The organism is Micrococcus sp. 63XJN7_6_ISO-PGPR-S23-444, from assembly GCF_058072765.1.
On the sequence record NZ_CM176516.1, the window covers coordinates 587,793 to 610,475 of the forward strand.

22 protein-coding genes and 1 riboswitch are annotated in these 22,683 nt (G+C 74.7%); of the genes, 16 read left to right on the forward strand and 6 right to left on the reverse strand.

Going from position 1 to position 22,683, the window contains the following annotated elements:
• Window positions 1–3 precede the first annotated feature (3 nt).
• The 8 genes from AC3RJ9_RS02690 to gatB all read left to right on the forward strand — a co-directional run bounded on the left by AC3RJ9_RS02690 (window position 4) and on the right by gatB (window position 8,737).
• Window positions 4–762, forward strand: coding sequence for a PP2C family protein-serine/threonine phosphatase (locus AC3RJ9_RS02690; RefSeq protein WP_020625514.1), 759 nt, complete (start codon window positions 4–6; stop codon window positions 760–762).
• Window positions 763–802: 40 nt separating this feature from the next.
• The gene (gene ligA / locus AC3RJ9_RS02695) at window positions 803–3,196 is read left to right on the forward strand and encodes an NAD-dependent DNA ligase LigA (RefSeq protein ID WP_123243881.1); all 2,394 of its coding nucleotides are present in this window, start codon (window positions 803–805) and stop codon (window positions 3,194–3,196) included.
• Window positions 3,193–4,110 carry an inositol monophosphatase family protein gene (locus AC3RJ9_RS02700; RefSeq protein ID WP_020625516.1) on the forward strand — a complete coding sequence of 306 codons (918 nt, stop codon included), beginning with the start codon at window positions 3,193–3,195 and terminating at the stop codon, window positions 4,108–4,110. Before ligA ends, AC3RJ9_RS02700 begins: the two co-directional genes overlap by 4 nt.
• The gene (locus AC3RJ9_RS02705) at window positions 4,107–4,589 is read left to right on the forward strand and encodes a hypothetical protein (protein WP_101967299.1); all 483 of its coding nucleotides are present in this window, start codon (window positions 4,107–4,109) and stop codon (window positions 4,587–4,589) included. Before AC3RJ9_RS02700 ends, AC3RJ9_RS02705 begins: the two co-directional genes overlap by 4 nt.
• Window positions 4,586–5,110, forward strand: a complete 525-nt coding sequence (locus AC3RJ9_RS02710; RefSeq protein ID WP_095347191.1) for a GNAT family N-acetyltransferase — start codon at window positions 4,586–4,588, stop codon at window positions 5,108–5,110. The genes AC3RJ9_RS02705 and AC3RJ9_RS02710 overlap by 4 nt, the downstream gene beginning before the upstream one ends.
• 204 nt (window positions 5,111–5,314) lie before the next feature.
• Complete coding sequence (gene gatC / locus AC3RJ9_RS02715; RefSeq protein ID WP_123243880.1) at window positions 5,315–5,611, forward strand: Asp-tRNA(Asn)/Glu-tRNA(Gln) amidotransferase subunit GatC; 297 nt, start codon at window positions 5,315–5,317, stop codon at window positions 5,609–5,611.
• Window positions 5,612–5,618: 7 nt separating this feature from the next.
• On the forward strand, window positions 5,619–7,235 hold the full coding sequence (gene gatA / locus AC3RJ9_RS02720) for an Asp-tRNA(Asn)/Glu-tRNA(Gln) amidotransferase subunit GatA (protein WP_123243879.1): 1,617 nt from the start codon (window positions 5,619–5,621) through the stop codon (window positions 7,233–7,235).
• Window positions 7,232–8,737 (forward strand): Asp-tRNA(Asn)/Glu-tRNA(Gln) amidotransferase subunit GatB, encoded by a 1,506-nt coding sequence (gatB, locus tag AC3RJ9_RS02725; RefSeq protein WP_123243878.1) that lies wholly within the window; start codon window positions 7,232–7,234, stop codon window positions 8,735–8,737. The genes gatA and gatB overlap by 4 nt, the downstream gene beginning before the upstream one ends.
• 15 nt (window positions 8,738–8,752) lie before the next feature.
• Here gatB and AC3RJ9_RS02730 read toward each other — a convergent pair whose 3' ends face one another.
• Window positions 8,753–9,829 carry a phosphotransferase gene (locus AC3RJ9_RS02730; protein ID WP_123243877.1) on the reverse strand — a complete coding sequence of 359 codons (1,077 nt, stop codon included), beginning with the start codon at window positions 9,827–9,829 and terminating at the stop codon, window positions 8,753–8,755.
• Window positions 9,830–9,969: 140 nt separating this feature from the next.
• Here AC3RJ9_RS02730 and AC3RJ9_RS02735 point away from each other — a divergent pair, with 140 nt between their 5' ends.
• Window positions 9,970–10,857, forward strand: coding sequence for a CPBP family intramembrane glutamic endopeptidase (locus tag AC3RJ9_RS02735; protein ID WP_095353459.1), 888 nt, complete (start codon window positions 9,970–9,972; stop codon window positions 10,855–10,857).
• 18 nt (window positions 10,858–10,875) lie between these two features.
• Here the strand turns inward: AC3RJ9_RS02735 and AC3RJ9_RS02740 are convergent, their stop codons facing one another.
• Entirely contained in the window at window positions 10,876–11,511 is a 636-nt protein-coding gene (locus AC3RJ9_RS02740) for a VOC family protein (RefSeq protein ID WP_078025700.1), read from the reverse strand.
• A gap of 177 nt (window positions 11,512–11,688) precedes the next feature.
• A riboswitch (SAM riboswitch) is annotated at window positions 11,689–11,804 on the forward strand.
• Window positions 11,805–11,934: 130 nt separating this feature from the next.
• Between AC3RJ9_RS02740 and AC3RJ9_RS02745 the strand changes: the two genes are divergently transcribed.
• Window positions 11,935–13,302, forward strand: coding sequence for a bifunctional o-acetylhomoserine/o-acetylserine sulfhydrylase (locus AC3RJ9_RS02745; RefSeq protein ID WP_095353460.1), 1,368 nt, complete (start codon window positions 11,935–11,937; stop codon window positions 13,300–13,302).
• Window positions 13,299–14,429, forward strand: coding sequence for a homoserine O-acetyltransferase MetX (metX, locus tag AC3RJ9_RS02750; protein WP_010079225.1), 1,131 nt, complete (start codon window positions 13,299–13,301; stop codon window positions 14,427–14,429). The genes AC3RJ9_RS02745 and metX overlap by 4 nt, the downstream gene beginning before the upstream one ends.
• Window positions 14,430–14,504: 75 nt before the next feature.
• On the opposite strand, the gene AC3RJ9_RS02755 is transcribed toward metX, so the two are convergent.
• Window positions 14,505–15,398 (reverse strand): SGNH/GDSL hydrolase family protein, encoded by an 894-nt coding sequence (locus AC3RJ9_RS02755; protein ID WP_036317586.1) that lies wholly within the window; start codon window positions 15,396–15,398, stop codon window positions 14,505–14,507.
• A gap of 80 nt (window positions 15,399–15,478) precedes the next feature.
• Between AC3RJ9_RS02755 and AC3RJ9_RS02760 the strand changes: the two genes are divergently transcribed.
• Window positions 15,479–16,171 carry an alpha/beta hydrolase gene (locus tag AC3RJ9_RS02760; RefSeq protein WP_134377310.1) on the forward strand — a complete coding sequence of 231 codons (693 nt, stop codon included), beginning with the start codon at window positions 15,479–15,481 and terminating at the stop codon, window positions 16,169–16,171.
• 52 nt (window positions 16,172–16,223) lie between these two features.
• Here AC3RJ9_RS02760 and AC3RJ9_RS02765 read toward each other — a convergent pair whose 3' ends face one another.
• Window positions 16,224–16,466 carry an RNA-binding S4 domain-containing protein gene (locus AC3RJ9_RS02765; RefSeq protein ID WP_036317588.1) on the reverse strand — a complete coding sequence of 81 codons (243 nt, stop codon included), beginning with the start codon at window positions 16,464–16,466 and terminating at the stop codon, window positions 16,224–16,226.
• A gap of 141 nt (window positions 16,467–16,607) precedes the next feature.
• On the opposite strand from AC3RJ9_RS02765, the gene AC3RJ9_RS02770 reads away from it, so the two are divergent.
• The 3 genes from AC3RJ9_RS02770 to AC3RJ9_RS02780 are packed head-to-tail and all read left to right on the forward strand — an operon-like array spanning window position 16,608 to window position 19,755.
• On the forward strand, window positions 16,608–17,990 hold the full coding sequence (locus tag AC3RJ9_RS02770; RefSeq protein ID WP_044659691.1) for a glycine--tRNA ligase: 1,383 nt from the start codon (window positions 16,608–16,610) through the stop codon (window positions 17,988–17,990).
• Entirely contained in the window at window positions 17,987–19,123 is a 1,137-nt protein-coding gene (locus tag AC3RJ9_RS02775; RefSeq protein WP_369022721.1) for a GNAT family N-acetyltransferase, read from the forward strand. Before AC3RJ9_RS02770 ends, AC3RJ9_RS02775 begins: the two co-directional genes overlap by 4 nt.
• Window positions 19,120–19,755: a cation efflux transmembrane domain-containing protein gene (locus AC3RJ9_RS02780; RefSeq protein ID WP_041103529.1), complete on the forward strand. Its 636-nt coding sequence runs from the start codon at window positions 19,120–19,122 to the stop codon at window positions 19,753–19,755. Before AC3RJ9_RS02775 ends, AC3RJ9_RS02780 begins: the two co-directional genes overlap by 4 nt.
• A gap of 7 nt (window positions 19,756–19,762) precedes the next feature.
• Here the strand turns inward: AC3RJ9_RS02780 and AC3RJ9_RS02785 are convergent, their stop codons facing one another.
• Complete coding sequence (locus AC3RJ9_RS02785) at window positions 19,763–21,076, reverse strand: MFS transporter (protein ID WP_095353461.1); 1,314 nt, start codon at window positions 21,074–21,076, stop codon at window positions 19,763–19,765.
• Window positions 21,073–22,095: an LLM class flavin-dependent oxidoreductase gene (locus AC3RJ9_RS02790; RefSeq protein ID WP_020628395.1), complete on the reverse strand. Its 1,023-nt coding sequence runs from the start codon at window positions 22,093–22,095 to the stop codon at window positions 21,073–21,075. The genes AC3RJ9_RS02785 and AC3RJ9_RS02790 overlap by 4 nt, the downstream gene beginning before the upstream one ends.
• A gap of 139 nt (window positions 22,096–22,234) precedes the next feature.
• Here AC3RJ9_RS02790 and AC3RJ9_RS02795 point away from each other — a divergent pair, with 139 nt between their 5' ends.
• A complete protein-coding gene (locus tag AC3RJ9_RS02795; RefSeq protein ID WP_095353462.1) occupies window positions 22,235–22,651 on the forward strand; it encodes an ankyrin repeat domain-containing protein in 417 nt (138 codons plus the stop codon).
• The last annotated feature ends 32 nt before the right edge of the window (window positions 22,652–22,683 follow it).

Below are 22,683 nucleotides of genomic sequence, written 5' to 3' on the forward strand. Positions count from 1 at the left end.
CCCGTGGACCCCCGCCCCGAGACCCCGTCCGCGCCGCGGCCCCAGGCCGCGGGCGCCACCCACGTGGGCGCCGTCCGCGACCTGAACGAGGACGCGTGGACCCTCGTCGGGGAGCCGCTGGTGCTCGCCGCCGTGGCCGACGGCATGGGCGGGCACGAGGCCGGCGAGGTGGCCTCGGCCGCCGCGATCGAGACCCTGCGCCGCCGCGCCCCCGAGGTGCTCGCCCCGGGCACGGCCCACACGCCCCAGGAGCTCGGCCACCTGATCCACGAGGCGGACGCCGCCGTCGTCGAGGCCGGGCTGGGGCGCTCCGGCACCACCCTGACCGTCCTGGCCTGCCTGGACACGGAGCGCGGCCGCTGGGCCGTGGCGAACGTCGGCGACTCCCGGGTGTACCTGCGGCCCGTCGGCTCGCCGGTGCTCCAGCAGCTCACGGTGGACCACTCGGCGGTGCAGATGCTCGTCGACGCGGGGGAGCTCACCCCCGCCGAAGCCCGCGTCCACCCGCGCCGCAACGTCATCACCCGCGCGCTCGGCTCGCGCGAGGCGCTCACGGTGGACGTGGCCGAGGTCCCCCTCGCCTCCGGGGACCTCGTCCTGCTGTGCAGCGACGGCCTGACCGGCGAGCTGCTGGACGAGGAGATCCGCGCGCTGATCGACGACGCCGACACCCTCGAGGACGCCCTCGAGAAGCTCATCGGCGCCGCCCTGTGGCGCGGCGGCCGGGACAACATCACGGCGGTGCTCGTGCGCATCCCCTGACCCGGGTGCGCCGTCCGGGACGCCGACTACGCTGGGCCGGGTGAGCACCCCCAAGGAATCCGCCGCCCAGCCCGAGCCGCAGGACATCCCCGCCGCGGACCTGCGGGAGGAGTACGAGGACCTCGTGGAGCGGGTCCGCGCCGCCCGGACCGCCTACTACCAGCGGGACGCCCCGGAGATCTCGGACGCCGAGTACGACGCGCTGTACCGCCGCCTCGAGGACCTCGAGGCCCTGCACCCCGAGCTCGTGGCCAACGACTCGCCCACCCAGGAGGTCGGCGGCGAGGTCTCGGAGGCGTTCGCCCCCGTCCGGCACGGGGCCCGCATGTACTCGCTCGAGGACCTGTTCTCCATCGAGGAGCTCGAGGTCTGGTTCCGCCGCGCGGCGCAGGCCCTGACGCAGGTGCGACCGGGCGTGGCGCCCCGCTGGCTCGTGGAGGTGAAGATCGACGGGCTCGCCGTCGCCCTGCGCTACCGGGACGGGCGGCTCGTGCAGGCCGCCACCCGCGGCGACGGCGTCACGGGCGAGGACGTCACCGCCAACGTGCGCACCATCGGGGACATCCCGCACGAGCTCTCCGGCGAGGGCTGGCCCGCCGAGTTCGAGGTGCGCGGCGAGGTGTTCATGTCCTCCGCCGCCTTCGCCGAGCTCAACGCGCGCCGTGCCGAGGAGGGTCAGACGCCGTTCGCGAACCCGCGCAACGCCGCCGCCGGCGCCCTGCGTCAGAAGGACCCGGCCGTCACCGCGCAGCGCCCGCTGGCCATGTTCGTGCACGGCATCGGCTCGGTCGAGGCGTTCGGACTGGAGTCCCAGCACGAGGTGTACGACGCGCTCGCGGGCTGGGGCCTGCCCGTGAGCCCCTACACCCGCGTGGTGGAGGGTGCGGACGAGGAGGCGTTGGCCGCCGTCGTCGCGGTGATCGAGGAGTACGGCCGGCGCCGGCACGAGCTGATCCACGAGATCGACGGCATCGTGCTGAAGGCGGACGCGTTCGCGGACCAGCGCTACCTCGGCCACACCTCCCGTGTGCCCCGCTGGGCCGCGGCGTACAAGTACCCGCCGGAGGAGGTGCACACGCTGCTGCGGGACATCGCGGTCTCGGTGGGCCGCACCGGGCGGGTGACCCCGTTCGCGGTGATGGAGCCGGTCACCGTGGCCGGGTCCACCGTCTCCCTGGCCACCCTGCACAACCAGGACGTGGTCAAGGCCAAGGGCGTGCTGATCGGGGACACCGTGGTGGTGCGCAAGGCCGGGGACGTCATCCCCGAGGTCGTGGGCCCCGTGCTGCCGCTGCGTGAGAAGGCGATCGAGGCGGGCCGGGAGCTGCGCGAGTTCGTCATGCCCGCGCACTGCCCGTCATGCGGCACGCCGCTGGCCCCCGCCAAGGAGGGGGACGTGGACCTGCGCTGCCCCAACGCCCGCTCCTGCCCGGCCCAGTTGGCCGGCCGCGTCGAGCACCTGGCCAGCCGCGGCGCGTTCGACGTGGAGGCCCTCGGCGAGGAGGCCGCCCGCTGGCTCGTGCAGGGCCCCGGCGAGGACCCGGCCGAGCACGAGGGGCACGTGCGGCCCGAGGGCCCGGGCCCCATCACGGCGGAGGCGCAGATCTTCGACCTCGCCTCCGGCACGCCGGAGGAGATCACGGGCCCCCGGGGCGAGGACGGGTTGACGGACCTGCAGCGCTCCCTCGGCGCGGTGCGCGTGTGGCGCGAGGGCCGCACGAAGGTGGACGGCCGCCTGGTGCCCTCGGGCGTGTTCACGCTCAAGCCGTACTTCTTCACCGCCGGCACCGCGAAGAAGCCGTCCGCGCCCACGGCCAACACGCTGCGCCTGTTCGACGAGCTCGAGAAGGCCAAGTCCCAGCCGCTGTGGCGCACCCTCGTGGCGCTGTCCATCCGGCACGTGGGCCCGACGGCGGCCCGCTCGCTGGCCACGGCGTTCGGCTCGATGGCGGCGCTGCGCGCGGCGGCCGAGGCCGGCGACCGGGACCGGCTGGCCGAGATCGACGGCGTCGGCCCGATCATCGCGGACGCGCTCATCGAGTGGTTCGCCGAGGACTGGCACCGGGAGATCGTGGACCGCTGGGCCGCGGCGGGCGTGGTCATGGAGGACGAGCAGGACGAGTCGACCCCGCGCACGCTCGAGGGCCTGACCGTGGTGGTCACCGGCTCGCTCGAGGGCTTCTCCCGCGACTCCGCGAAGGAGGCGATCCTCGTGCGCGGCGGCAAGGCCTCCGGGTCCGTGTCCAAGAAGACCGACTTCCTGGTGGCCGGCGAGGCCGCCGGCTCCAAGCTGGACAAGGCGCAGTCCCTCGGCGTGCCCGTGCTGGACGAGGCCGGGTTCACGGCGCTGCTGGCCGGTGGCCCGGACGCGGTGCGCCCGGCGGACACGGACGACGCCCCCGACGGCGCCGCAGAGGGGGAGGCCTCGGCATGAGCGCGCGCACCACGGTCCCGGGCCTGCTCGTGGTCGCCAAGGCCGCCGCGCGCGCCGGCGCGGACGTCCTGGCCCGGCGCTGGACCGGTCACCACCCGGCCGTCCCGCTGGGCATCGAGGAGATCGGCGCGCAGACGAAGTCCTCCGGCTCCGACTGGGTCACCGACTACGACCGCCGCGCCGAGCAGGCCGTCCGGGAGGTCGTCGCCGGCTACCGCCCCTCGGACGAGATCACCGGCGAGGAGTACGGCGCCACCCGTCCGGCCGAGCCGTCCGGGTACCGCTGGTCCATCGACCCGCTGGATGGCACCACGAACTTCGTGCGCGGGCTTCCGCAGTTCTGCACCTCGGTGGCCGTCACCGGCCCGGTGGACGCCGAGACCGCCGACCTGCTGGGGGTGGCCGAGGGCACCGAACGCTGGCTGGCCGGCGTCGTGGCGGCGCCCGCGCTGGGGCGCACCTGGTACGCGAGCGCGGGCCGGGGCGCCTTCAGCACCGCGGACGCGACGACGGCGGGCGTGGACCTGCCCGACCGCGATGCCGCCCCCGTGCGGCTCACCGGTCCCCTGCCCGGACGCTCGGGGCGACTGCTCGCCACCGGCTTCGGCTACGACCCCGCCCGCCGGGCCCTGCAGGTGCGGGCGCTCGCGGCCCTGCTGCCCGCGTTCGGGGACGTGCGACGGATCGGCTCGGCGGCGCTGGACCTGTGCATGGTCGCCGACGGCACCCTGGACGCGTACGCCGAGTTCGGCACGCAGGAGTACGACTGGGCCGCCGGCGCGTTGGTGGCGGAGGAGGCCGGCGTCGCGGTGACGCGGCCCGCCTCGGCGGACGGCACGGCACATCCTGACTGGATGGTGGCCGGCGACGTGGACGGGTCCGCCCTGGCCGCCGTGACGGGGGAGAGGGCATGAGGCGGATCGTCGGAGACCCGTGGTTCTACCCGGTCCTGTTCGTGGCCGGCGGACTGACGTTCATGATCGCGGGGACGCGCCTGCAGCAGGTCGGCATGATCGTGGCCGGGCTCGTCCTGGCCGGCTACGCGGTCACGTACCGGTGGGCGGTCCGGGTCCGCTCGCGGCCGTTCGCCGGCGCGCAGGCGCACGTCGAGCGCGGCGGCGTCGTCGTGTTCTGGCGGCCGGGCTGTTCGTTCACGAGGCGGCTGGTCAAGGAACTGACGGCGCAGGAGCGGGAGCGCGCCTACTGGGTGAACATCTGGCAGGAGCCGGCGGCCGCGACGTTCCTCGCGGGGCTGCACGAGGCGCGCGACGGCCACCCCCACCAGGCCGTGCCCACCGCCTGGCTGCGTCGGCGCGACTACGTCGTGGCCACGGACGCGACCCGCGCCCGCCTGAAGGACACGCTGCGCCAGCGCGCCGGAGGTGACGCATGAGCGCCCTCGTCCGCCCGCTGCGCCCCGAGGACCACGAGGCGGTCGCCGAGCTCACCCTGGCGTCCTATGTCGACGGCGGCCACATCGCCCCCGACGACGCCTACGTGAAGACCCTCATGGACGTGGCCGACCGGGCCGGCCGCGCGGAGGTGCTCGTGGCCGAGGTCGACGGCGAGGTGGCCGGGTCCGTGGTGCTCACCCCGCCCGGCTCGCCCCTGGCCGAGACCTCCGGCGACGGGGAGTACGAGTTCCGCATGCTCGCCGTGCACCCGCGGTTCCACCGCCGCGGGGTGGGCGGCGCCCTGCTGGCCGAGATCGTGGCGCGGGCCCGCGCCGAGAAGGGCGTGGACGCCGTCGTGCTGACCACCATGCCCTCCATGACCGACGCCCACCGGATGTACGAGCGCGCCGGCTTCGTGCGCGTCCCGGAGCGGGACTGGCTCCTCGCGGACGTGGTGCCGGACCTCGACCCGGCCGACGAGACCGGCCCGTTCCTCGTCTACCGGCTCGCGCTGGACTGACCCCGGGCGGGAGATCGGCGCCGGGACCCCATGCGGGGCGGGAAATCGCTGTCATGCGGGCCCGGGGAGCCGCAGTGGGGTGGATTTCCCGCCCCGAAGCGGTGGCGGCGGCCGGGCAGGCCCCGGCACTAGACTCGACCCCGATGTGGCCGCCGCCGCGCCGGCGTCGTCCACCCCGCCCCGACCCGTCACACGAGGAGATCCATGCCTGAGATCACCCGGGATCAGGTGGAGCATCTGGCTCGCCTGGCCCACATCCGGATGACCGACGAGGAGCTGGACACGATGTCCGGCGACCTGGAGAAGATCCTGGAGCACGTCTCCGCGGTCCAGGCCGCCGCGGGCGACGACGTGACGCCGACGTCCCACCCCATCGCGTTGGAGAACGTGTTCCGCGAGGACGTGCCGGCCGGCATGCTCACGCAGGTGGAGGCCCTCGACCAGGCGCCGGACTCCGAGGACGGCCAGTTCAAGGTCCCCGCCATCCTGGACGGAGAGTGATCACCCCATGACCGAGACGTTCGACGTGAACGCGACCCTCGGCGCCGACGAGCTCGTCCGGCTCACCGCGCTGCAGATGGCCGAGCGCCTGCGCGCCGGCACCACCACCTCCGTGGAGCTCGTCCAGGCCCACCTGGACCGCATCGCCGCCCACGACGGCGACGTGCGCGCCGACGCCGCCGGTGACCGCGGCGTGCGCGCCTACCTCCACGTGAACACGGACGAGGCCCTCGCCGTCGCCGCCGAGGTGGACGCGATCCGTGCCGCCGGCGGCCCCGAGGCCGACGCCCTGCACCCGCTGGCCGGCGTGCCCGTGGCCGTGAAGGACAACATCGTCACGCGCGGCCAGCCGACCACGGCCGCCTCCCGCATGCTCGAGGGCTGGCTCAGCCCGTACGACGCCACGGTGGTGGCCCGCCTCCGCGAGGCCCGCCTGCCGATCCTCGGCAAGACCAACCTCGACGAGTTCGCCATGGGCGGCTCCACCGAGCACTCTGCGTTCGGCATCACCCGCAACCCGTGGGACGGGGACCGCGTGCCCGGCGGCTCGGGCGGCGGGTCGGCGGCCGCCGTCGCCGCCTTCCTGGCCCCCTTCGCCCTCGGCTCGGACACCGGCGGCTCCGTGCGCGAGCCCGCCGCGTTCACCGGCACGGTCGGCGTGAAGCCCACCTACGGCGCGGTCTCCCGCTACGGCCTGATCGCGATGGCCTCCTCGCTGGACCAGATCGGCCCCGCCGCCCGCACCGTGGCCGACGCCGCGGCGCTGCAGCAGGTCATCGCCGGCCACGACCCGCAGGACTCCACGTCCCTGGCCGACGCGCCGGCGGACCTGACCGCCGCGGCCCGCGGCCGCGACTTGGCGGGGCTGCGCGTCGGCGTCGTGACGGACCTGCCGGCGGACGCGTTCCACCCGGGCATCCGGGCCGGCTTCGACGAGCACGTCGCCGCCCTGCGGGAGGCCGGCGCGGAGATCGTGGAGGTCTCCTGCCCCAGCTTCGACGCCGCCCTCGGCGCGTACTACCTGATCATGCCCTCGGAGGCCTCCTCCAACCTGGCCCGCTTCGACGGCGTCCGCTACGGCCACCGCGTGGTGCCCGACGGCGGCGGCACGATCGAGCAGGTCATGGGCGCCACCCGCGCCGCCGGCTTCGGCGCCGAGGTCAAGCGCCGCATCATCCTGGGCACCTACGCGCTCTCCGCCGGCTACTACGACGCCTACTACGGCTCCGCGCAGAAGGTCCGCACGCTCGTGCAGCAGGACTTCGCCCGCGCCTTCGAGCGGGTGGACGTCCTCCTCACGCCCACCGCGCCGACCCCGGCGTTCGAGCTGGGCGCCAAGACGGACGACCCGATGACCATGTACGTCAACGACCTGGCCACCATCCCGGCCAACCTCGCCGGCGTCCCGGGCATGTCCGTGCCGGGCGGCGTCGTCGACGGGCTGCCCTACGGCCTGCAGCTGATGGCGCCCGCGCGCGAGGACGCCCGCCTGTACGAGGCCGGCGCCGCGCTCGAACGCCTCGTGGCCGAGCGCCGGGGCGGGCCGGTGTGGGCCGAGGCCCCCGAGCTGGAGAAGGGCGCGCAGCGCGCCACCACCGCGACCACGGCAGGAGGCCGGGCATGAGCCACGCAGAACAGACCATGGACTTCGCGGAGGCGATGGAGCGCTTCGACCCGGTGCTGGGCTTCGAGGTGCACGTGGAGCTGAACACCGCCACGAAGATCTTCTCCTCGGCGCCCAACGCGTTCGGCGATGAGCCGAACACCAACGTGACCCCGCTCGACCTCGGCCTGCCGGGCACCCTGCCGGTGCTCAACCGCAAGGTCGTGGAGTACGCGATCCGCCTGGGCGTGGCCCTGGACGCGCAGGTCGCCGAGACCTGCCGGTTCGCGCGGAAGAACTACTTCTACCCGGACACGCCGAAGAACTTCCAGACCTCCCAGTACGACGAGCCGATCGTCTTCGACGGCCACCTGGACGTCGAGCTGGAGGACGGCGAGGTCTTCCGCGTGGAGATCGAGCGCGCGCACCTCGAGGACGACGCCGGCAAGCTCACCCACGTGGGCGGCTCCGGACGGATCCAGGGTGCCTCCGCGTCCCTCGTCGACTACAACCGTGCGGGCGTGCCGCTCATCGAGATCGTCACCAAGCCGATCGTCGGCGCCGGCGCGCGGGCCCCCGAGCTGGCCCGCGCCTACGTCACCGCGATCCGGGACATCGTGCAGGCCATCGACATCTCCGACGCGCGGATGGAGCGCGGCAACGTCCGTTGCGACGCGAACGTCTCGCTGATGCCCAAGGGCGCCACCGAGTTCGGCACCCGCACCGAGACGAAGAACGTGAACTCCACGCGCGCCGTGCAGCACGCGGTCACCCACGAGATCCAGCGCCAGGCCGCGGTGCTCGCCGCGGGCGGCACCGTGACGCAGGAGACCCGCCACTGGCACGAGGACACCCGCAGCACCACCTCGGGCCGCCCGAAGTCGGACGCGGACGACTACCGGTACTTCCCGGAGCCGGACCTCGTGCCCGTGCACGTGGACGCCGGGTGGGTCGAGCGCGTGCGCGCGGCCATGCCCGAGCTTCCGGCCGTGCGGAACAAGTGGCTCAAGGCCGAGTGGGGCTTCTCGGACGAGGAGTTCCGCGACGTCGTCAACGCCGGCGTGCTGGACGAGATCGTCGCGACCGTGGAGGCCGGTGCCTCCGCGGCGGCCGCCCGCAAGTGGTGGATGGGCGAGATCGCCCGTCTGGCGAACGTCCGCGAGGTCGCCGTCGCCGAGCTGGGGATCACCCCGGCGCACGTGGTGGAGATCGAGGAGCTGATCGCCGCCAAGACGATCAACGACAAGATCGCCAAGCAGGTGCTCGGTCTGGTGGCCGACGGCGAGGGCGCCCCGAAGGAGGTCGTCTCGGCGAAGGGCCTGGCCGTGGTGTCCGACGACGGCGCGCTCACCGAGGCCGTCGACGCCGCGATCGCCGCCAACCCGGACGTGGCCGAGAAGATCAAGGGCGGCAAGATGGCCGCCGTCGGCGCCCTGATCGGCCCGGTCATGAAGGCCACCCGTGGGCAGGCCGACGCCGGCCGCGTCCGCGAGATCGTCCTGGAGCGCCTGGGCGTGTCCTGACGACCGCGCGGGCCCTCAGCCGTCCAGGGCGGTGAGGGCCCGCGCCACGCGGGGCAGGGTCTTGCGCAGCAGGCGCCGCCAGGACCCTGCGGCCAACCCGCCGACGATCACGTCCCGGGCCGCCGCGTCGTCGAGCGTCTCCAGGGCCATCGCCCCGAGCCACACGCGGGCTCGGCGCGCCTCGGCCGCGTCCCGGGCCAGGTCGGGCACCTTCTCCTCGCCGTGCCACAGCGCCAGGTAGGCGACGTTGAGGGCCGGGTCCCACGCGCACGCGAGGTCCCAGTCCAGCACCCCGGCCAGCGCCCAGCGCAGCGGGGCGCGCGGGTCCTCGTCCTCGGGCACGGCGCGCCAGCGCATGTTGTGCCCGGCCAGGTCGCCGTGCACGAGCGACGGCGGCACGGGCGGCGCGGCGGTCCACGTCGTCACCGCGTCCGCGAGGGCAGCCACCGCGTCCGGCCACGCCTCGGCGCCCAGCCGCGCGTCGACGTCGTGCCCCTCCCACGCGCCCAGGCGCGCGGCGACCGCCCCCGGCAGCGCCGCGACGTGCCGGGCGCGCTCCGGCGTCCACGGGCCGCGGAACGCGAACGGGCGGCCGAGGTGCGGGGCGATCCGCGGGTCGGTAACGTCCACGGCGGCGAGGTCGTCGAGGACGCCGCGCAGCACGGCCGGATCGCCCTCGTGCGGCGGGTGTGGTCCGCCCGGGAGGAAGCGCTGCAGCACCGCGGCGCCCGGGCCCGCGGGGACGGGGTCCGAGAGGGCGATCGGCACGGTCCACGGCACGCGGCGCTCGGCCAGGGCCGCGGCGAGCCCGTCGAGGAGGGCCAGGCGCCGGGGCAGGTGCGCCGCGGGGTCCCGCTCGGGCGCCCACCGCGCGGCCGGGGCGGCCCCCACCTCGTGGGCCCGCGTCATCCGGAGGACGCCGACGTCCTCGAGCACGAGCACGCGGTGGAACTGCCCGCCCTCCTCCACGGACGCCGCGGCCCAGTCGGCTGTGCGGAGCCGCCGGGCGAGGGCGGGGTCGAGGCCGGGGCGGAGGTGCTGCAGGGCGCGGTGGACCAGCTCGAGCTCGCTGGGGGCAGGCGGGGAGACCACACGACCACGCTAACGCTCCCTCCGCCCTCCCGGACTTTCGAACGTGACATCGGGGGAATGGGGACTTTCGAACGGGAGAAAGGCCCCACCTCACGTTCGAAAGCGCCCGGGGGGAGAGGGGCGGGCCGATACTGGAGGGCATGCCCGCCACCCCGCGCACGTCCCGCACCCCGGCCGTCCGACCCGCCCCCGCGCTGCCCGCCCCGTCCGCGCGCACGGTGCGGTGGGAGATCGCGATCGTCCTCGGCCTCTCCCTGGGGAAGTCGGCGGTCTATGCGATCGTCCAGCTCATCGACAAGGCCACCCAGGCCCCGCTCGGCGAGCAGACCACCGTCCTCAACCCGGCCCTGGCCGACCGCTGGGCCTTCGACCTGACCTATCAGCTGCTCGGCATCGGGTTCGCGCTCGTGCCGGTGGCCCTCGTGCTGCACCTGATGCACCTGCGCGGCCGGAACCCGTTCCGGGTGCTCGGCCTCGACCTGCGTCGCCCCGGCCGCGACCTGGCCTGGGGCCTGGGCCTGTTCGCGGCCATCGGGCTGGGCACGCTCGGCGTCTACGCCGCCGGCCGGGCCCTGGGGATCACGACGGCGATCGTCGGCTCGGCGCTCGGGGAGAGCTGGTACCAGGTACCGGTCCTGCTGCTCTCCGCGCTGCGGCACGGACTGCTGGAGGAGGTCATCGTGGGCGCCTGGCTCGTCGACCGGCTCGGGTATCTGCAGCGGCTGCGCGCCGCGGGCCTGGCGCACGATCCGGCGCCGGCCGTGCCGTCGTCGTGGGTGAGCGCCGAAGGGCTGTACCTGCCGACCCGCGTGGCGGTCGTCGTGCTCGCCCTCGCGCTGCTGCGCGGGGCGTACCACCTGTACCAGGGGATCGGGCCGGGCGTGGGCAACGCCCTGATGGGCGTGGTGTTCGCGCTCGTGTTCCTGCGGGTGCGCCGGGTGATGCCGCTGGTCATCGCGCACACGCTGCTGGACGCCGTCGGGTTCGTCGGCTACCCGCTGCTGGCGCGGGCGGGGCTGCTCGGCTGAGCGGCCCCGCCCCCGCGCTCAGAGCGTGACCTCGCCCTTCGGGGTGCGGAAGGTGACCGAGACGATGCCCGGGGTGCCGGAGGGCGCGACGTACTCGATGTTCACGTCCTGGACCTGGCCGTCCTCGTCGTCGCCGAGCCACTCGGCGAGGCGCTCGGGGGAGCCGGCGATGTTCAGGCGCTCGATGGTGGCCTGCGGCTCGGCCGCCTGCGAGGGGTGCATGTCCTCCTGACCGTCGGCCCAGCGCAGGATGAACGGCAGCTGCGGGTCCGCGAGGGTTCCCTTGACGCCGATCTGCCGCCAGGACAGCTCCCGGCCGTCCGGGAAGCGACGGTTGCCGGGGACGGCCTCACGGCCGAGGCGGCGCTCGAACCGGCCGATGTCCGTGGTGGCCACCGCCCAGCTCATCCAGCCGCCGCCCTGCTCGGTGCGGGCGCGCACGAGCTGGCCGAACGGCGCGCTGAGGGAGGCCGGGTGGTCCAGGGCCTCGACGACCTCCAGATACTGCCTGCCCGCCATGGGGAACAGGGCGTTCTGCGTGCCGAAGCGGGGGTGGACACCGCCCTTGATCCGCTCGATGCCCAGCGTCTCGGCGATGCGGGCGACCGTGGCGTCCAGGCCCTCGGGGCCGGCGGCGTAGGACACGTGGTCCATGCGACAGGTGTGCACTGCGCTGTTCCTCTCCGTTCCCGGGCTGCCCCGGGGGTTGACCTGGTGCGAGTCGCGGGGCGTCGAGCCCTTGACGGGTCGGGCGCCCCGTGCGGAGAGCGTATCCGCGGGTGACACGCGTGACGAAATCGTGGCGGGGCGGCGGGCTACACTCGGAGGCACGGTCACGAGAGTCAGCAACAGGCCCCGGCATGCTGACCGGCAACCCTCCTTCCGCGGTGGGGTGCCCCGGGTGACGACCAGGCCGGCCCCACAACGGACGCCGGCAAGCGCGGGCCGATCCCACGGCCCCTCTCGACGGCGCCGGGTCATCTCCGGCACCCCGACGACGCCGGTCCCCGGATCGGCACGTCGGCCGGCGGGCGGGGCGGCCGGGTCCGGCCCCTGAACCCTTCAGGAGGGTCCGCCATGACCGACCAGCCCACCCCGACCCCCGACGCCTGGGGCTTCTCCACCGCGCAGGTCCACGCGGGCGTCGCCGTCGGCCAGCACGCCTTCGGTGCGACCGCCCTGCCGATCTTCCAGACCACCTCGTACGACTTCCCGTCCGCCCAGGTGGCCGCGGACCGGTTCGCGCTCAAGGACCTCGACCCGCTCTACACCCGCATCGGCAACCCGACGCAGGGCCCGGTGGAGGAGAAGATCGCCGCGCTCGAGGGCGGTGTGGGCGCGCTGCTGCTGGCCTCCGGTCAGGCGGCGACGACGTTCGCGATCCTCAACCTCGCCGGCGCCGGCGACCACGTGGTCGCCTCGGCCAGCCTCTACGGCGGCACGCAGAACCTGTTCAAGCACACCCTCGCCAAGGTCGGCGTCGAGACGACGTTCGTGGCCGACCCGGACGACCTCGAGTCCTGGCGCGCCGCCGTCCGGCCGAACACCAAGGCGTTCTTCGGCGAGACCCTCGGCAACCCGCGCGGCGACGTCCTGGACGTGCGCGCCGTCGCCGACGCCGCCCACGAGGCCGGCGTGCCGCTGATCGTGGACAACACGCTGGCCACCCCGTACCTGCTGCGGCCGATCGAGCACGGCGCCGACGTCGTCACCCACTCCGCCACGAAGTACCTCGGCGGGCACGCCGCGGCCATCGCGGGCGTGATCGTCGACGCCGGCACGTTCGACTACGCGCAGCACGCCGAGCGCTTCCCCGGCTTCAACGAGCCGGACGAGTCCTACCACGGCCTCGTCTACGCGCGGGACCTCGGGGTGGGCTCGCCGCTCGGCGCCAACCTGGCCTTCATCCTGAAGGCGCGCGTGCAGCTGCTGCGCGACTACGGCTCGGCCATCTCCCCGTTCAACGCCTTCCTGGTGAACCTCGGCCTGGAGACCCTGTCCCTGCGCATGGAGCGGCAGGTGGCCAACGCGGCCGCGGTGGCGGGCTGGCTGGAGGGTCGCGACGACGTCGAGCACGTGGTCTACGCCGGCCTGGAGTCCAGCCCGTGGCACGAGCGCGCCCAGCGCTACCTGCCGAAGGGCGCGGGCGCGTTCGTCTCCTTCGAGATCGCGGGCGGCCGCGAGGCCGGGGCCGCGTTCGTGGACGGGCTCACCCTGCACCACCACGTGGCCAACATCGGCGACGTCCGCTCGCTCGTGGTGCACCCGGCCTCGACCACCCACTCCCAGCTCACCGACGACGAGCAGCGCGCCGCCGGCGTCACCCCCGGCCTGGTGCGGCTCTCGCTCGGCGTGGAGGACATCGAGGACATCCTCGCCGACCTCGAGCGCGGCTTCGCGGCCGCCGCTCGCCGCGGCGACGACGACGCGGGGGAGCGGGCATGACCGCCGTTGCCACGCGTCCGTCGCGCACCGCGCTGCCCCGCGGCGGCCGCCACCGTCTGCGGGTCGGCGAGCTGCGCACCGAGACCGGCGGGCTGCTGCCCGACGTCGAGCTGACCTACGAGACCTGGGGCACCCTCGCCGCCGACGGCTCCAACGCCGTGCTCGTGCTGCACGCCCTCACCGGCGACGCGCACGTGGCCGCGCACGAGGAGGACCCGACGCCGGGCTGGTGGGACGCCCTCGTCGGCCCGGGCCGCGCCGTGGACACGGACCGGTGGTTCGTGGTCGCCCCCGCCATGATCGGCGGCTGCCACGGCTCCACCGGGCCCTCGACGCCGGCCCCCGACGGGCGGCCCTGGGGCTCCCGGTTCCCGTTCCTCACGCTGCGGGACGCGGTCGAGGCCGAGCGGCGCCTGGCCGACCACCTCGGGATCGGCGCCTGGCGTGCCGTGATCGGCGGATCGATGGGCGGGGCCCGCGCCCTCGAGTGGGCCGCGACCCACCCCGCGCGCGTCGCCGGGGTGGGCGTGCTGGCCGCCACCGCGGCCTCCTCCGCCGACCAGATCGCGTGGGGCCAGGCGCAGACCGCGGCCATCCGCCTCGACCCGGACTTCCAGGGCGGCGACTACTACCCCGGCCCCGGCCCCGTGGCCGGCCTGGGCATCGCCCGGCGCATCGCCCACACCACCTACCGCACGGCGGGCGAGCTCGGCCAGCGGTTCGGCCGGGAACCGCAGGGCGTCGAGGACCCGTTCGGCGCCGTCGTCGGGGTGCCGGGCGGGCGCGGGCGCTACGCCGTGGAGTCCTACCTGGACCACCAGGCGGCCAAGCTCACCGACCGGTTCGACGCGAACTCCTACCTCGTGGTCACCGAGGCCCTCATGGGCCACGACGTCGGGCGCGGGCGCGGCGGCGTGGCGGCGGCGCTCGCGGACTACCGGGGCCGGGCGTTCGTGGCCGCCGTCGACTCGGACCGGCTCTACCTGCCGGCCGAGTCCGAGGCGCTCGCGGCGGCGCTGCCCGCGCGGCCGCCGGTGCACACGATCGCCTCGCCCATCGGCCACGACGGCTTCCTCACCGAATACGGCCAGGTGGCCGACACGCTGAAGCGCACCCTCGCCCTCTGAACTTTCGTTCGGGAAACGGCGGCGTGTCGCGGCACTGTCGTTCGAGAAACGGCCACCGGTCCCCGCCGGCCGGGCTCAGGGCTCGACGATGTCCAGCGGCTCGGTGTGGTCCGAGCCCTGCGGCATCGGCGCGCCGAAGAGCGGCTCGGGGACGGGGCGCTTGGCCGTGACGCCGTCGCCCGAGGAGACGCCGCGGAGGCGGCGGACCACCCACGGCGCCAGGTGCGTGCGCACCCATGCGGCGTCCGACGCGCGGGCCGCGCGCCACGCGCGCGGCGCCGGCGGGGCCAGGCGCAGGTGCTCGAGGCCGTGCTCCACGCCGAGGGTGTCCAGCACCATCGCGGCGATCGTGTGGTGGCCGAGCGCGGAGAAGTGCAGGCGGTCCTCGGCCCACATCTCCCGCCGGGCGAGGTCCTTGAGTGACCACATGTCCGGCACCAGCGCGTCGTGCCGCAGGGCGATGGTGCGCACGTTCTCGTTGTAGATCGCCACGGTGCCGCGGATGCGGCCGATGACGGGCGTGCCCTTCACGTCGGTCGCGTTGAACAGCAGCACGGTGGCGCCGTCGGAGGCCAGACGCTCGACGACGGCGTCCAGCCGGACCGCGATCTCGTCCGGGTCCGCGCCGCGCAGGATGTCGTTGCCGCCCGCACACACGCTGATGAGGTCCGGCCGCAGGGCGAGCGCCGGCTCCACCTGGTCCTCGGCGATCTGGTCCAGCAGCTTCCCGCGGACCGCCAGGTTGGCGTAGGCCAGGTCCTCGCCGGGCGGCGTCAGGCGGGAGAGCTCCTCGGCCAGGCGGTCGGCCCAGCCGCGGTGGTAGCCGGGACGGTCCGGGTCCGGGTCGCCGATGCCCTCGGAGAACGAGTCCCCGATGGCGACGTAGCGGCGCCAGGGATGGGCGGCGGGGTCGTCGACCGGGGTCGCGTCGGAGGCGTGCGGAGGCTGAGAGGAGGATGGGTTACCCACGGGTAGGATTCTGCCCGCGTCGCGCGGGAGGGGTCAACCTCCGGGAGGGGCCGACCGCGCCGCTCGCTAGGCTGGCGGACGTGAACGCGAACCCCACCCCCGCCGTCGAGCCCGTCGTCCGCTGGTCCCGCCCCGAGGGCGAGCGCACCGAGGACCTGCTGATCGTCCTGCACGGCTACGGCGCGAACGAGGACGACCTGTTCGGCCTCGTCCCGCACCTGCCCGAGCACGTCACGGTGGCCGCCGTGCGCGCGCCCCTGCCCCTGCAGCCGGGCTCCCACGCCTGGTTCCCGCTCTCCCAAGACCCGGTCACGGGGGAGCTGGGCTCCACCGCCGAGCCGGTCCGCGAGGCCGTCAAGGCCCTGCACGCCTGGGTGCAGGCCGTGCGCGGGGACTTCCGCACCGTCTCCCTGCTCGGCTTCTCACAGGGCATGGCCATGGCCACGTCGCTGCTGCGCCTGGACCCGGAGGCCTACGCGTGCACCGTGGCGCTGTCCGGCTTCGTGGTGGACCCGCAGCTCGCGGAGCCGCAGCTGCGTGAGCTGTTCACCCGCGACGACGACGTCGCCCGCGTCCGACCGAAGGTCTTCTGGGGCCGCGGCCAGGAGGACCCGATCATCTCCGAGCCCCGGGTCGAGGAGACCCATGCCTGGCTGAACGCCCACGTGGACCTCATGAAGATCGTCTACGCCGGGCTCGGCCACGCGATCAACGAGCAGGAGCTGGGCCACGTGAAGGAGTACCTCGCCCACATGGTGCCGCCCCGCGGCTGACGCACCGGACACGCTCGACGACGGCGCCGCGGCCGCCCGACGGGGCGTCGGCTCAGGCCTGCCCGGCCTGGACGACGAACGCCTCGCCGGCGAACTCGACGACGTCCCCGTCGTGCAGCTGGGCGCCGCGGCGCGTCTCCACCGCGCCGTTGACGGTGACGAGCCCGTCGGTGACGACGTCGCGGGCCATGGCCCCGTCCTCCACGAGGGAGGCGAGCTTGAGCGCCTGGCCGAGGCGGATGGACTCGTCACGGATGGGCAGGGGCTGGGCGTCGGGTGCGTTCGTCTCGGTCATGGTGTCCATCATGGCCGGTAGGCTGGACGGGATCGACCGGCGCGCCGCGCCGGAACGGGCCCGCCGCGTCGGAGGCGGCCGGGTGCCGTCGTCGTCGTGATCCCCTCCCGCCCCGCCGATGAGTACGGAAGTGATGCCCCCATGGCTGCCAAGTCCCCGCTGGACAACGTCATCAACCTCGCCAAGCGCCGAGGCTTCGTGTTCCAGGCCGGTGAGATCTACGGCGGTTCGCGCTCCGCGTGGGACTACGGGCCCCTGGGTGTGGAGCTGAAGGAGAACATCAAGGCCGAGTGGTGGAAGACCTTCGTGCGCTCCCGTGAGGACATGGTGGGCCTGGACTCCTCCATCATCCTGCCGCGCGCGGTGTGGGAGGCCTCCGGCCACGTCGAGACCTTCACCGACCCGCTCGTGGAGTGCACCCAGTGCCACAGGCGCCACCGCCAGGACCACCTGCTCGAGGCGTTCGAGGCCAAGAAGGGCCGGCCGGCCGAGGGCATGGCCGAGATCGTGTGCCCGGACTGCGGCACCCAGGGCGCCTGGACCGAACCGCAGCTGTTCTCGGGCCTGGTCAAGACCTACCTCGGCCCCGTGGACAACGAGGAGGGCCTGCACTACATGCGCCCGGAGACGGCGCAGGGCATCTTCGTGAACTTCCTCAACGTTCTGGGCGCGGCCCGGAAGAAGCCGCCGTTCGGCATCGGCCAGATCGGCAAGGCGTTCCGCAACGAGATCACCCCGGGCAACTTCATCTTCCGCACCCGTGAGTTCGAGCAGATGGAGATCGAGTACTTCGTGCCGCCGGCCGAGGCGGGCCAGCACTTCGACCGCTGGGTCGAGGACTGCTGGGACTGGTTCATCGACCTCGGCATCGACCCCGCGCACCTGCGCAAGTTCGACGTCCCCGCGGACGAGCGGGCGCACTACTCGGACGCCACGATCGACCTCGAGTACGACTTCGGCTTCACCGGCGGCGACGGCTGGGGCGAGCTGATGGGCATCGCGAACCGCACCGACTACGACCTGGGCCGGCACACCGAGCACTCGGGCACCAAGATGCAGTACTTCGACCAGGCCAACAACGAGCACTACACCCCGTACGTGATCGAGCCGTCCTTCGGCCTGACCCGCGCCATGATGGCGTTCCTCGTGGACGCCTATGCCGAGGACGAGGCCCCGAACGCCAAGGGCGGGGTGGACGTGCGCACCGTGCTCAAGCTGGACCCGCGCCTGGCCCCGGTCAAGGCCGCCGTGCTCCCGCTGTCCAAGAAGCCCGAGCTGCAGCCGGCCACCCAGTCCCTCGCCGCGGAGCTGCGCGGCCTGTGGAACATCGAGACGGACGACTCCGGCGCGATCGGCCGTCGCTACCGCCGCCAGGACGAGATCGGCACCCCGTTCTGCATCACCGTGGACTTCGACACCCTCGAGGACCAGGCCGTGACCATCCGCGAGCGGGACACCATGGCCCAGGAGCGCGTGGCGCTGTCCCAGGTGAAGTCCTACCTGCTGGAGCGCCTGGTCAAGTGAGCGGGGACGTGACGGGAGCGGCCGGGGCCGCGGGACACGACGACGGCGGCGCGCTGTTCGACTCCGCCGCGGTCGCCGGCGGGGAGATCGTGCTGCGTCCCTGGCGGCCCGGGGACGACCTGGCCCTGCTCGAGGTGTGGGGTGACCCGGCCAACGCGCAGCAGCACCAGGACCGGGCGATGCTCGCCGAGGACGCGGAACGGCCCTGGCGCCGCGCGCTCGTGGCCGAGGCCGCCGGGGTGCCGGTGGCGGCCGGCGTCGTCTATGCCTCGTCCGTGCACCCGCGGCGGCTGTGGCTGTACGTCGAGACCGCGGCTGCCGAGCGGCGCCGGGGCATCGGCCGGGCGCTCGTGGCGGCCCTGCGGGGGCTCGCCGCGGAGGCGCACGCCGCCGGCGCCATCCCGACGACGGCTCTGAAGGCTCGGTTCGCCAAGGACGCCCTGGTGCCCGGAGTGGCCGGCGCCGACCCGCAGACCGAGGCCGACGGTGCGACGGGCCGCCCGCCCGTGGACACGGAGGCCGTGCGGTCCCAGACCGCCGCACTGGCCGCCGGCACCGAGGCGTTCCTCGTGGCCCAGGGCTTCACCCCCGTGCAGCGCTCCCGCCGCGTCGCGATCGCCCCGGGGGCCATCGGCCTGCCGGATGTGCGCGGGGAGGAGCACCCGGACGGCGTGGTCCTCGAGGAGGCCTCGACCGGCTCCGTCGAGCTGACGCAGGCGGTCGCCGCGTTCTATGACGCCGTGCACGCGTGGGACCCGTCGACCCTGAGCGTCGGGGCCGCCCAGCAGCTGCTGCTGGGCCCGGCCACCGGGGCCGCGGGCGCCGTCGTGCTCCGCGACGCGCCGAAGGCCGAGGGCGGGCGCATCCGCGCGTTCGCGGTGTCCTACACCCCGGAGCGCCAGGACGCGCCGGCCGAGGTGCTCGTGGGCTGGGATCCGGAGCTGGGGGAGGAGGACGCGCTGCAGGCCGTGGCCGACCTGCTCGCCCTGCTCGTGGCCCAGTACCCCGTGCAGATCGAGGTGGACGAGGCGATGGCCCCGCTGGAGCGGATCGTGGACGGGCTCATCGGCGGCAACGCGGCGCGGACGCTGGTGGACACGTACGTGTTCGTGGACGACGCGCCGGGCGCGTGAACCGGGCGGCCGTAGCGGACCGCCGGCGCACCCGCACCCTGCGGGGCACCGTCCTGGCGGTGGCCCTGCTCAACGGCGCCTACCTGGTGGTCGAGATCATCCTGGCGGTGGGGATCGGCTCGGTGGCCCTCGTGGCGGACTCCGTCGACTTCTTCGAGGACTTCGCCGTCAACCTGCTGATCTTCGTGGCGCTCGGGTGGACGGCGGCCCGGCAGGCGGTCATCGGCAAGGTCATGGCCGGGATCATCGTGCTGCCGGCCGTGGCGGCGCTCGTCATGGCGGCCACGAAGATCGGCGACCCCGAGCCGCCGGCCGCGGGCGTGCTGCTGGGGGCGGCCGTCGGCTCGCTCCTCGTGAACATCGTGTGCGTGGTCCTGCTGGCCCGCGTCCGCGTCGACGGCGGCTCCCTCACCCGGGCGGCCTGGCTCGCGGCGCGCAACGACCTCGTGGCCGGCGTCGTGCTGATCGCCCTGTCCGGGATCACGGTGCTGACGGCGTCGGGCTGGGCGGACATCATCGTGGGCGTGCTTCTCGTGCTGCTCAACGGCTCCGCCGCCAAGGAGATCTGGGAGGCCGCGACCGAGGAGCACCTGGCGGCCCAGGCCCTCGCCGGCGAGGTCGACGACGACTGAGCGGTTCCTACGGGGCGGCGGGCAGCCGGGCGGCGAGCACCGCCCCGACGGCGGCCAGGCCCAGGAACACCGTCAGCGCCGGTGCAAGACCGACGGCGCCGGCCAGCGCCCCGACCGCCGGGCTGAGCCCAACCCCGGCCAGCCGCATGCACCAGCTCGTCACCGCCAGCCCGGTCTGCGGCCGGAGCCCGGGCGCCTCGTCGCCGAGCGCATAGGCCACGGGCACCACCACGGCGCAGCCGAGCCCCGCCAGGGCCAGCCCCGCGAACGCGGCAGGCACGGCCACCGGCTCGGGCAGCGGCGCCAGGGCCAGCCCCAGCCCCACGACGACGGCGCCCAGCCCCGCCGTCAGCGCCCCGCGGCGTCCCAGGGCGGTGAGGGTTCGGTCGCCCGCGAGGCGTCCGACGAACTGCGCGCCCAGCAGCGTCGACGCGCCGAGCACCGCCGCGGCCGGATCCAGGCCGCGCTCCGTGATCAGGAACAGGGTGGCCCACGCGTTGCCGAACTCCTCCACGCCGAACCCGGCCATCGCGATCACCACGGCGGGGACGAGCACGGCCACGGCGGCGCGGCGGGGGAGGGCTTGGGCGGCCGGGGCAGGCGGCGTGGACGTCTCCGACGGTGCGGGTGACTGATCCGCGGCGCCGCGGGCGGACGCCGAGTCCACGGGAGCCTCCGCCAGGAACAGGCGCCGGACCCCCAGCAGCACCGCGACGCACACGGCGCCGTTGAGCCCCAGGTGCAGGGCCGCGGGGCCGCCCACGGTGATGACCGCCGCACCGAGCCCGGCACCGGCGGCCGCCCCGAGGCTCCAGCCGGCGTGCATGGTCGTGAGCACGGGCCGGGCCAGCCGGGCCTGCACCTGCAGGCCCTGCGCGTTCTGGGCGGTGTCCACGACGGCGTCGAGCACCCCCGAGGCCAGGACGAGGCCCGCGAAGACCCACAGCGGCCAGGCCGCGGCCGTGCCCGCACCGTGCCCGGCCCCCGCACCCGCCCCGGCGACGTCGAGGACGAGACCGGCCGCCGTCGTGAGCAGGGCGATGGCCACGCTGCCGGCGAGCATGACGCGTCGGGCGCCGAACCGGCGCAGGATCGGCGCGGGCAGGGGCCCGGCGAGCGTGCCGCCCACGGCGAGCGCGATGACGAGCAGGCCGAACGCGGCCGGGTCCAGGCCGAACGCGGCCTTGGCCTCCGGGTAGTGCGGGATGAGCGCGCCGAGCAGGGCGCCGTTCGTCGCGAAGGCGGCGGTGACGGCCCAGCGCGCGCGACGGGCTCGGGTGAACCCGTCGGCGGCCGGAACGTGCGGCGCGGCCTGGCTCATGCATCCCAGCCGAGCAGGCGCCAGACCTCCGCCCAGCCGGCGAAGATCTTCGCGTTGTACTCGACCCCGAGCTGGTTGGGGTTGGCGAACAGGACCCAGTCGGCGGCGGCGACGGCGTCGTCGGCGGCGAGCTTCTCCGCGACCTCCTCGGCGGACCCGGCATAGGTCGGGCCGGAGCGGGCGGCGCCGCCCTCGAGCATGCCGGAGGAGTCGCGCGAGGCCCGCTCCCGGCCGAAGTACAGCTCGTCCTCCCGGTCCTGGATGACGAACGCGGAGCGCGTGACCGCCGTGCGGCCCGGACCGGCGTGGCCGGCCGCGGCGAAGGCCTCCCGGTAGCGCGCGATCTGGTCGGCCTGCTGGACGTGGAAGGGGCGGCCGTCGTCCTGCAGGAGCAGGGTGGAGGAGAGCATGTTGTAGCCGTCCGTGGCGGCGCCGGCCACCGAGCCCACGGAGCCGGACCCCCACCAGATGCGGTCCGCGAGCCCGGGGGAGTGCGGCTCGATCCGCAGCGGCTGCGAGCTGTGCGCCCAGCCGGAGGTGAGGTCCGGCGTTGCGATGCCCTCGCCGCGCACGGCCGAGAGGAACCGGCGTCCGCGCTCTCGGGTCACGTCGGCCCAGGTCTGCCCCTCGTCGAGGGCGTAGCCGAACTGCGCCTGGCCGTCGAGGGCGGCCTCGGGTGAGCCGCGGGAGACGCCGAGCTCGAGCCGGCCGCCGGAGATGAGGTCCGTGGTGGCCGCGGCCTCGGCCATGTACAGGGGGTTCTCATACCGCAGGTCGATCACGCCGGTGCCGAGGCTGATCCGCTCGGTGCGGGCGGCCATCGCGGCGAGGATCGGGAACGGCGAGGAGAACATCCGCTGGAAGTGGTGGACGCGGAGCCAGGCGCCGTCGAGTCCGGCGTCCTCGGCGGCCACGGCCATGGCGACGACGTCGTCGAGGGCCTGCCGCGCGTCCGGTTCGGCGCCGGGACGGTGGATCCAGTGGCCGAAGTTGAGGAAGCCGAGGTGCTTGCGGGTCATGCCGGGTGCAACCGCGGGGCGGGCGGGGCTGTTCCCGGTGCTCGTCTGACCGCCGGCCGGCGACATCACCTGCGGGCAGACCCGCGGAGATGTCGCTGCGGAGCGGTCGATCGTCGCGGCGTCCGCCATACTGGCGGGCATGAGTGAGCAGTGGAGCGAGAAGGACATCGAGCTGGCGAACCGGCTCTTCGACATGGCGCGGGACGGGGACACGGCCCAGCTGAAGGCATACCTGGACGCCGGGGTGAGCACGCGCCTGCGCAACCACGCGGGCGACTCCTTCCTCACGCTCGCCGCCTATCACCAGCACCCGGACACGGTGGCGATGCTGATCGAGGCCGGCGCCGAGATCGAGCACGCCAACGATCGCGGCCAGCGCGCCCTGACCTGCGCCACGTTCAAGCGGGATGTCGCCTCGATGCGGCATCTGCTGGCTGCCGGGGCGGACCCGGACGCGGGCACCCCCTCGGCGCGCCAGACCGCTCAGATGTTCGCCGGTGCGGACCTGCTGGCGGTGCTCGACGGCGAGGACGCGGCGCCGGCGTCGGAGGCCTGACCCGCCGGGAGGATGGTCTGCCCGTCCCGGCG

Bases quoted from the DNA above. Each gene is read 5' to 3' on its own strand.
- AC3RJ9_RS02700 (WP_020625516.1), top strand. From the start codon at position 3,193: ATGAGCGCGCGCACCACGGTCCCGGGCCTGCTCGTGGTCGCCAAGGCC.
- AC3RJ9_RS02705 (WP_101967299.1), top strand. From the start codon at position 4,107: ATGAGGCGGATCGTCGGAGACCCGTGGTTCTACCCGGTCCTGTTCGTG.
- AC3RJ9_RS02710 (WP_095347191.1), top strand. From the start codon at position 4,586: ATGAGCGCCCTCGTCCGCCCGCTGCGCCCCGAGGACCACGAGGCGGTC.
- gatC (WP_123243880.1), top strand. From the start codon at position 5,315: ATGCCTGAGATCACCCGGGATCAGGTGGAGCATCTGGCTCGCCTGGCC.
- gatA (WP_123243879.1), top strand. From the start codon at position 5,619: ATGACCGAGACGTTCGACGTGAACGCGACCCTCGGCGCCGACGAGCTC.
- gatB (WP_123243878.1), top strand. From the start codon at position 7,232: ATGAGCCACGCAGAACAGACCATGGACTTCGCGGAGGCGATGGAGCGC.
- AC3RJ9_RS02735 (WP_095353459.1), top strand. From the start codon at position 9,970: ATGCCCGCCACCCCGCGCACGTCCCGCACCCCGGCCGTCCGACCCGCC.
- AC3RJ9_RS02740 (WP_078025700.1), bottom strand. From the start codon at position 11,511: ATGGACCACGTGTCCTACGCCGCCGGCCCCGAGGGCCTGGACGCCACG.
- AC3RJ9_RS02745 (WP_095353460.1), top strand. From the start codon at position 11,935: ATGACCGACCAGCCCACCCCGACCCCCGACGCCTGGGGCTTCTCCACC.
- metX (WP_010079225.1), top strand. From the start codon at position 13,299: ATGACCGCCGTTGCCACGCGTCCGTCGCGCACCGCGCTGCCCCGCGGC.
- AC3RJ9_RS02765 (WP_036317588.1), bottom strand. From the start codon at position 16,466: ATGACCGAGACGAACGCACCCGACGCCCAGCCCCTGCCCATCCGTGAC.
- AC3RJ9_RS02770 (WP_044659691.1), top strand. From the start codon at position 16,608: ATGGCTGCCAAGTCCCCGCTGGACAACGTCATCAACCTCGCCAAGCGC.
- AC3RJ9_RS02785 (WP_095353461.1), bottom strand. From the start codon at position 21,076: ATGAGCCAGGCCGCGCCGCACGTTCCGGCCGCCGACGGGTTCACCCGA.
- AC3RJ9_RS02790 (WP_020628395.1), bottom strand. From the start codon at position 22,095: ATGACCCGCAAGCACCTCGGCTTCCTCAACTTCGGCCACTGGATCCAC.
- AC3RJ9_RS02795 (WP_095353462.1), top strand. From the start codon at position 22,235: ATGAGTGAGCAGTGGAGCGAGAAGGACATCGAGCTGGCGAACCGGCTC.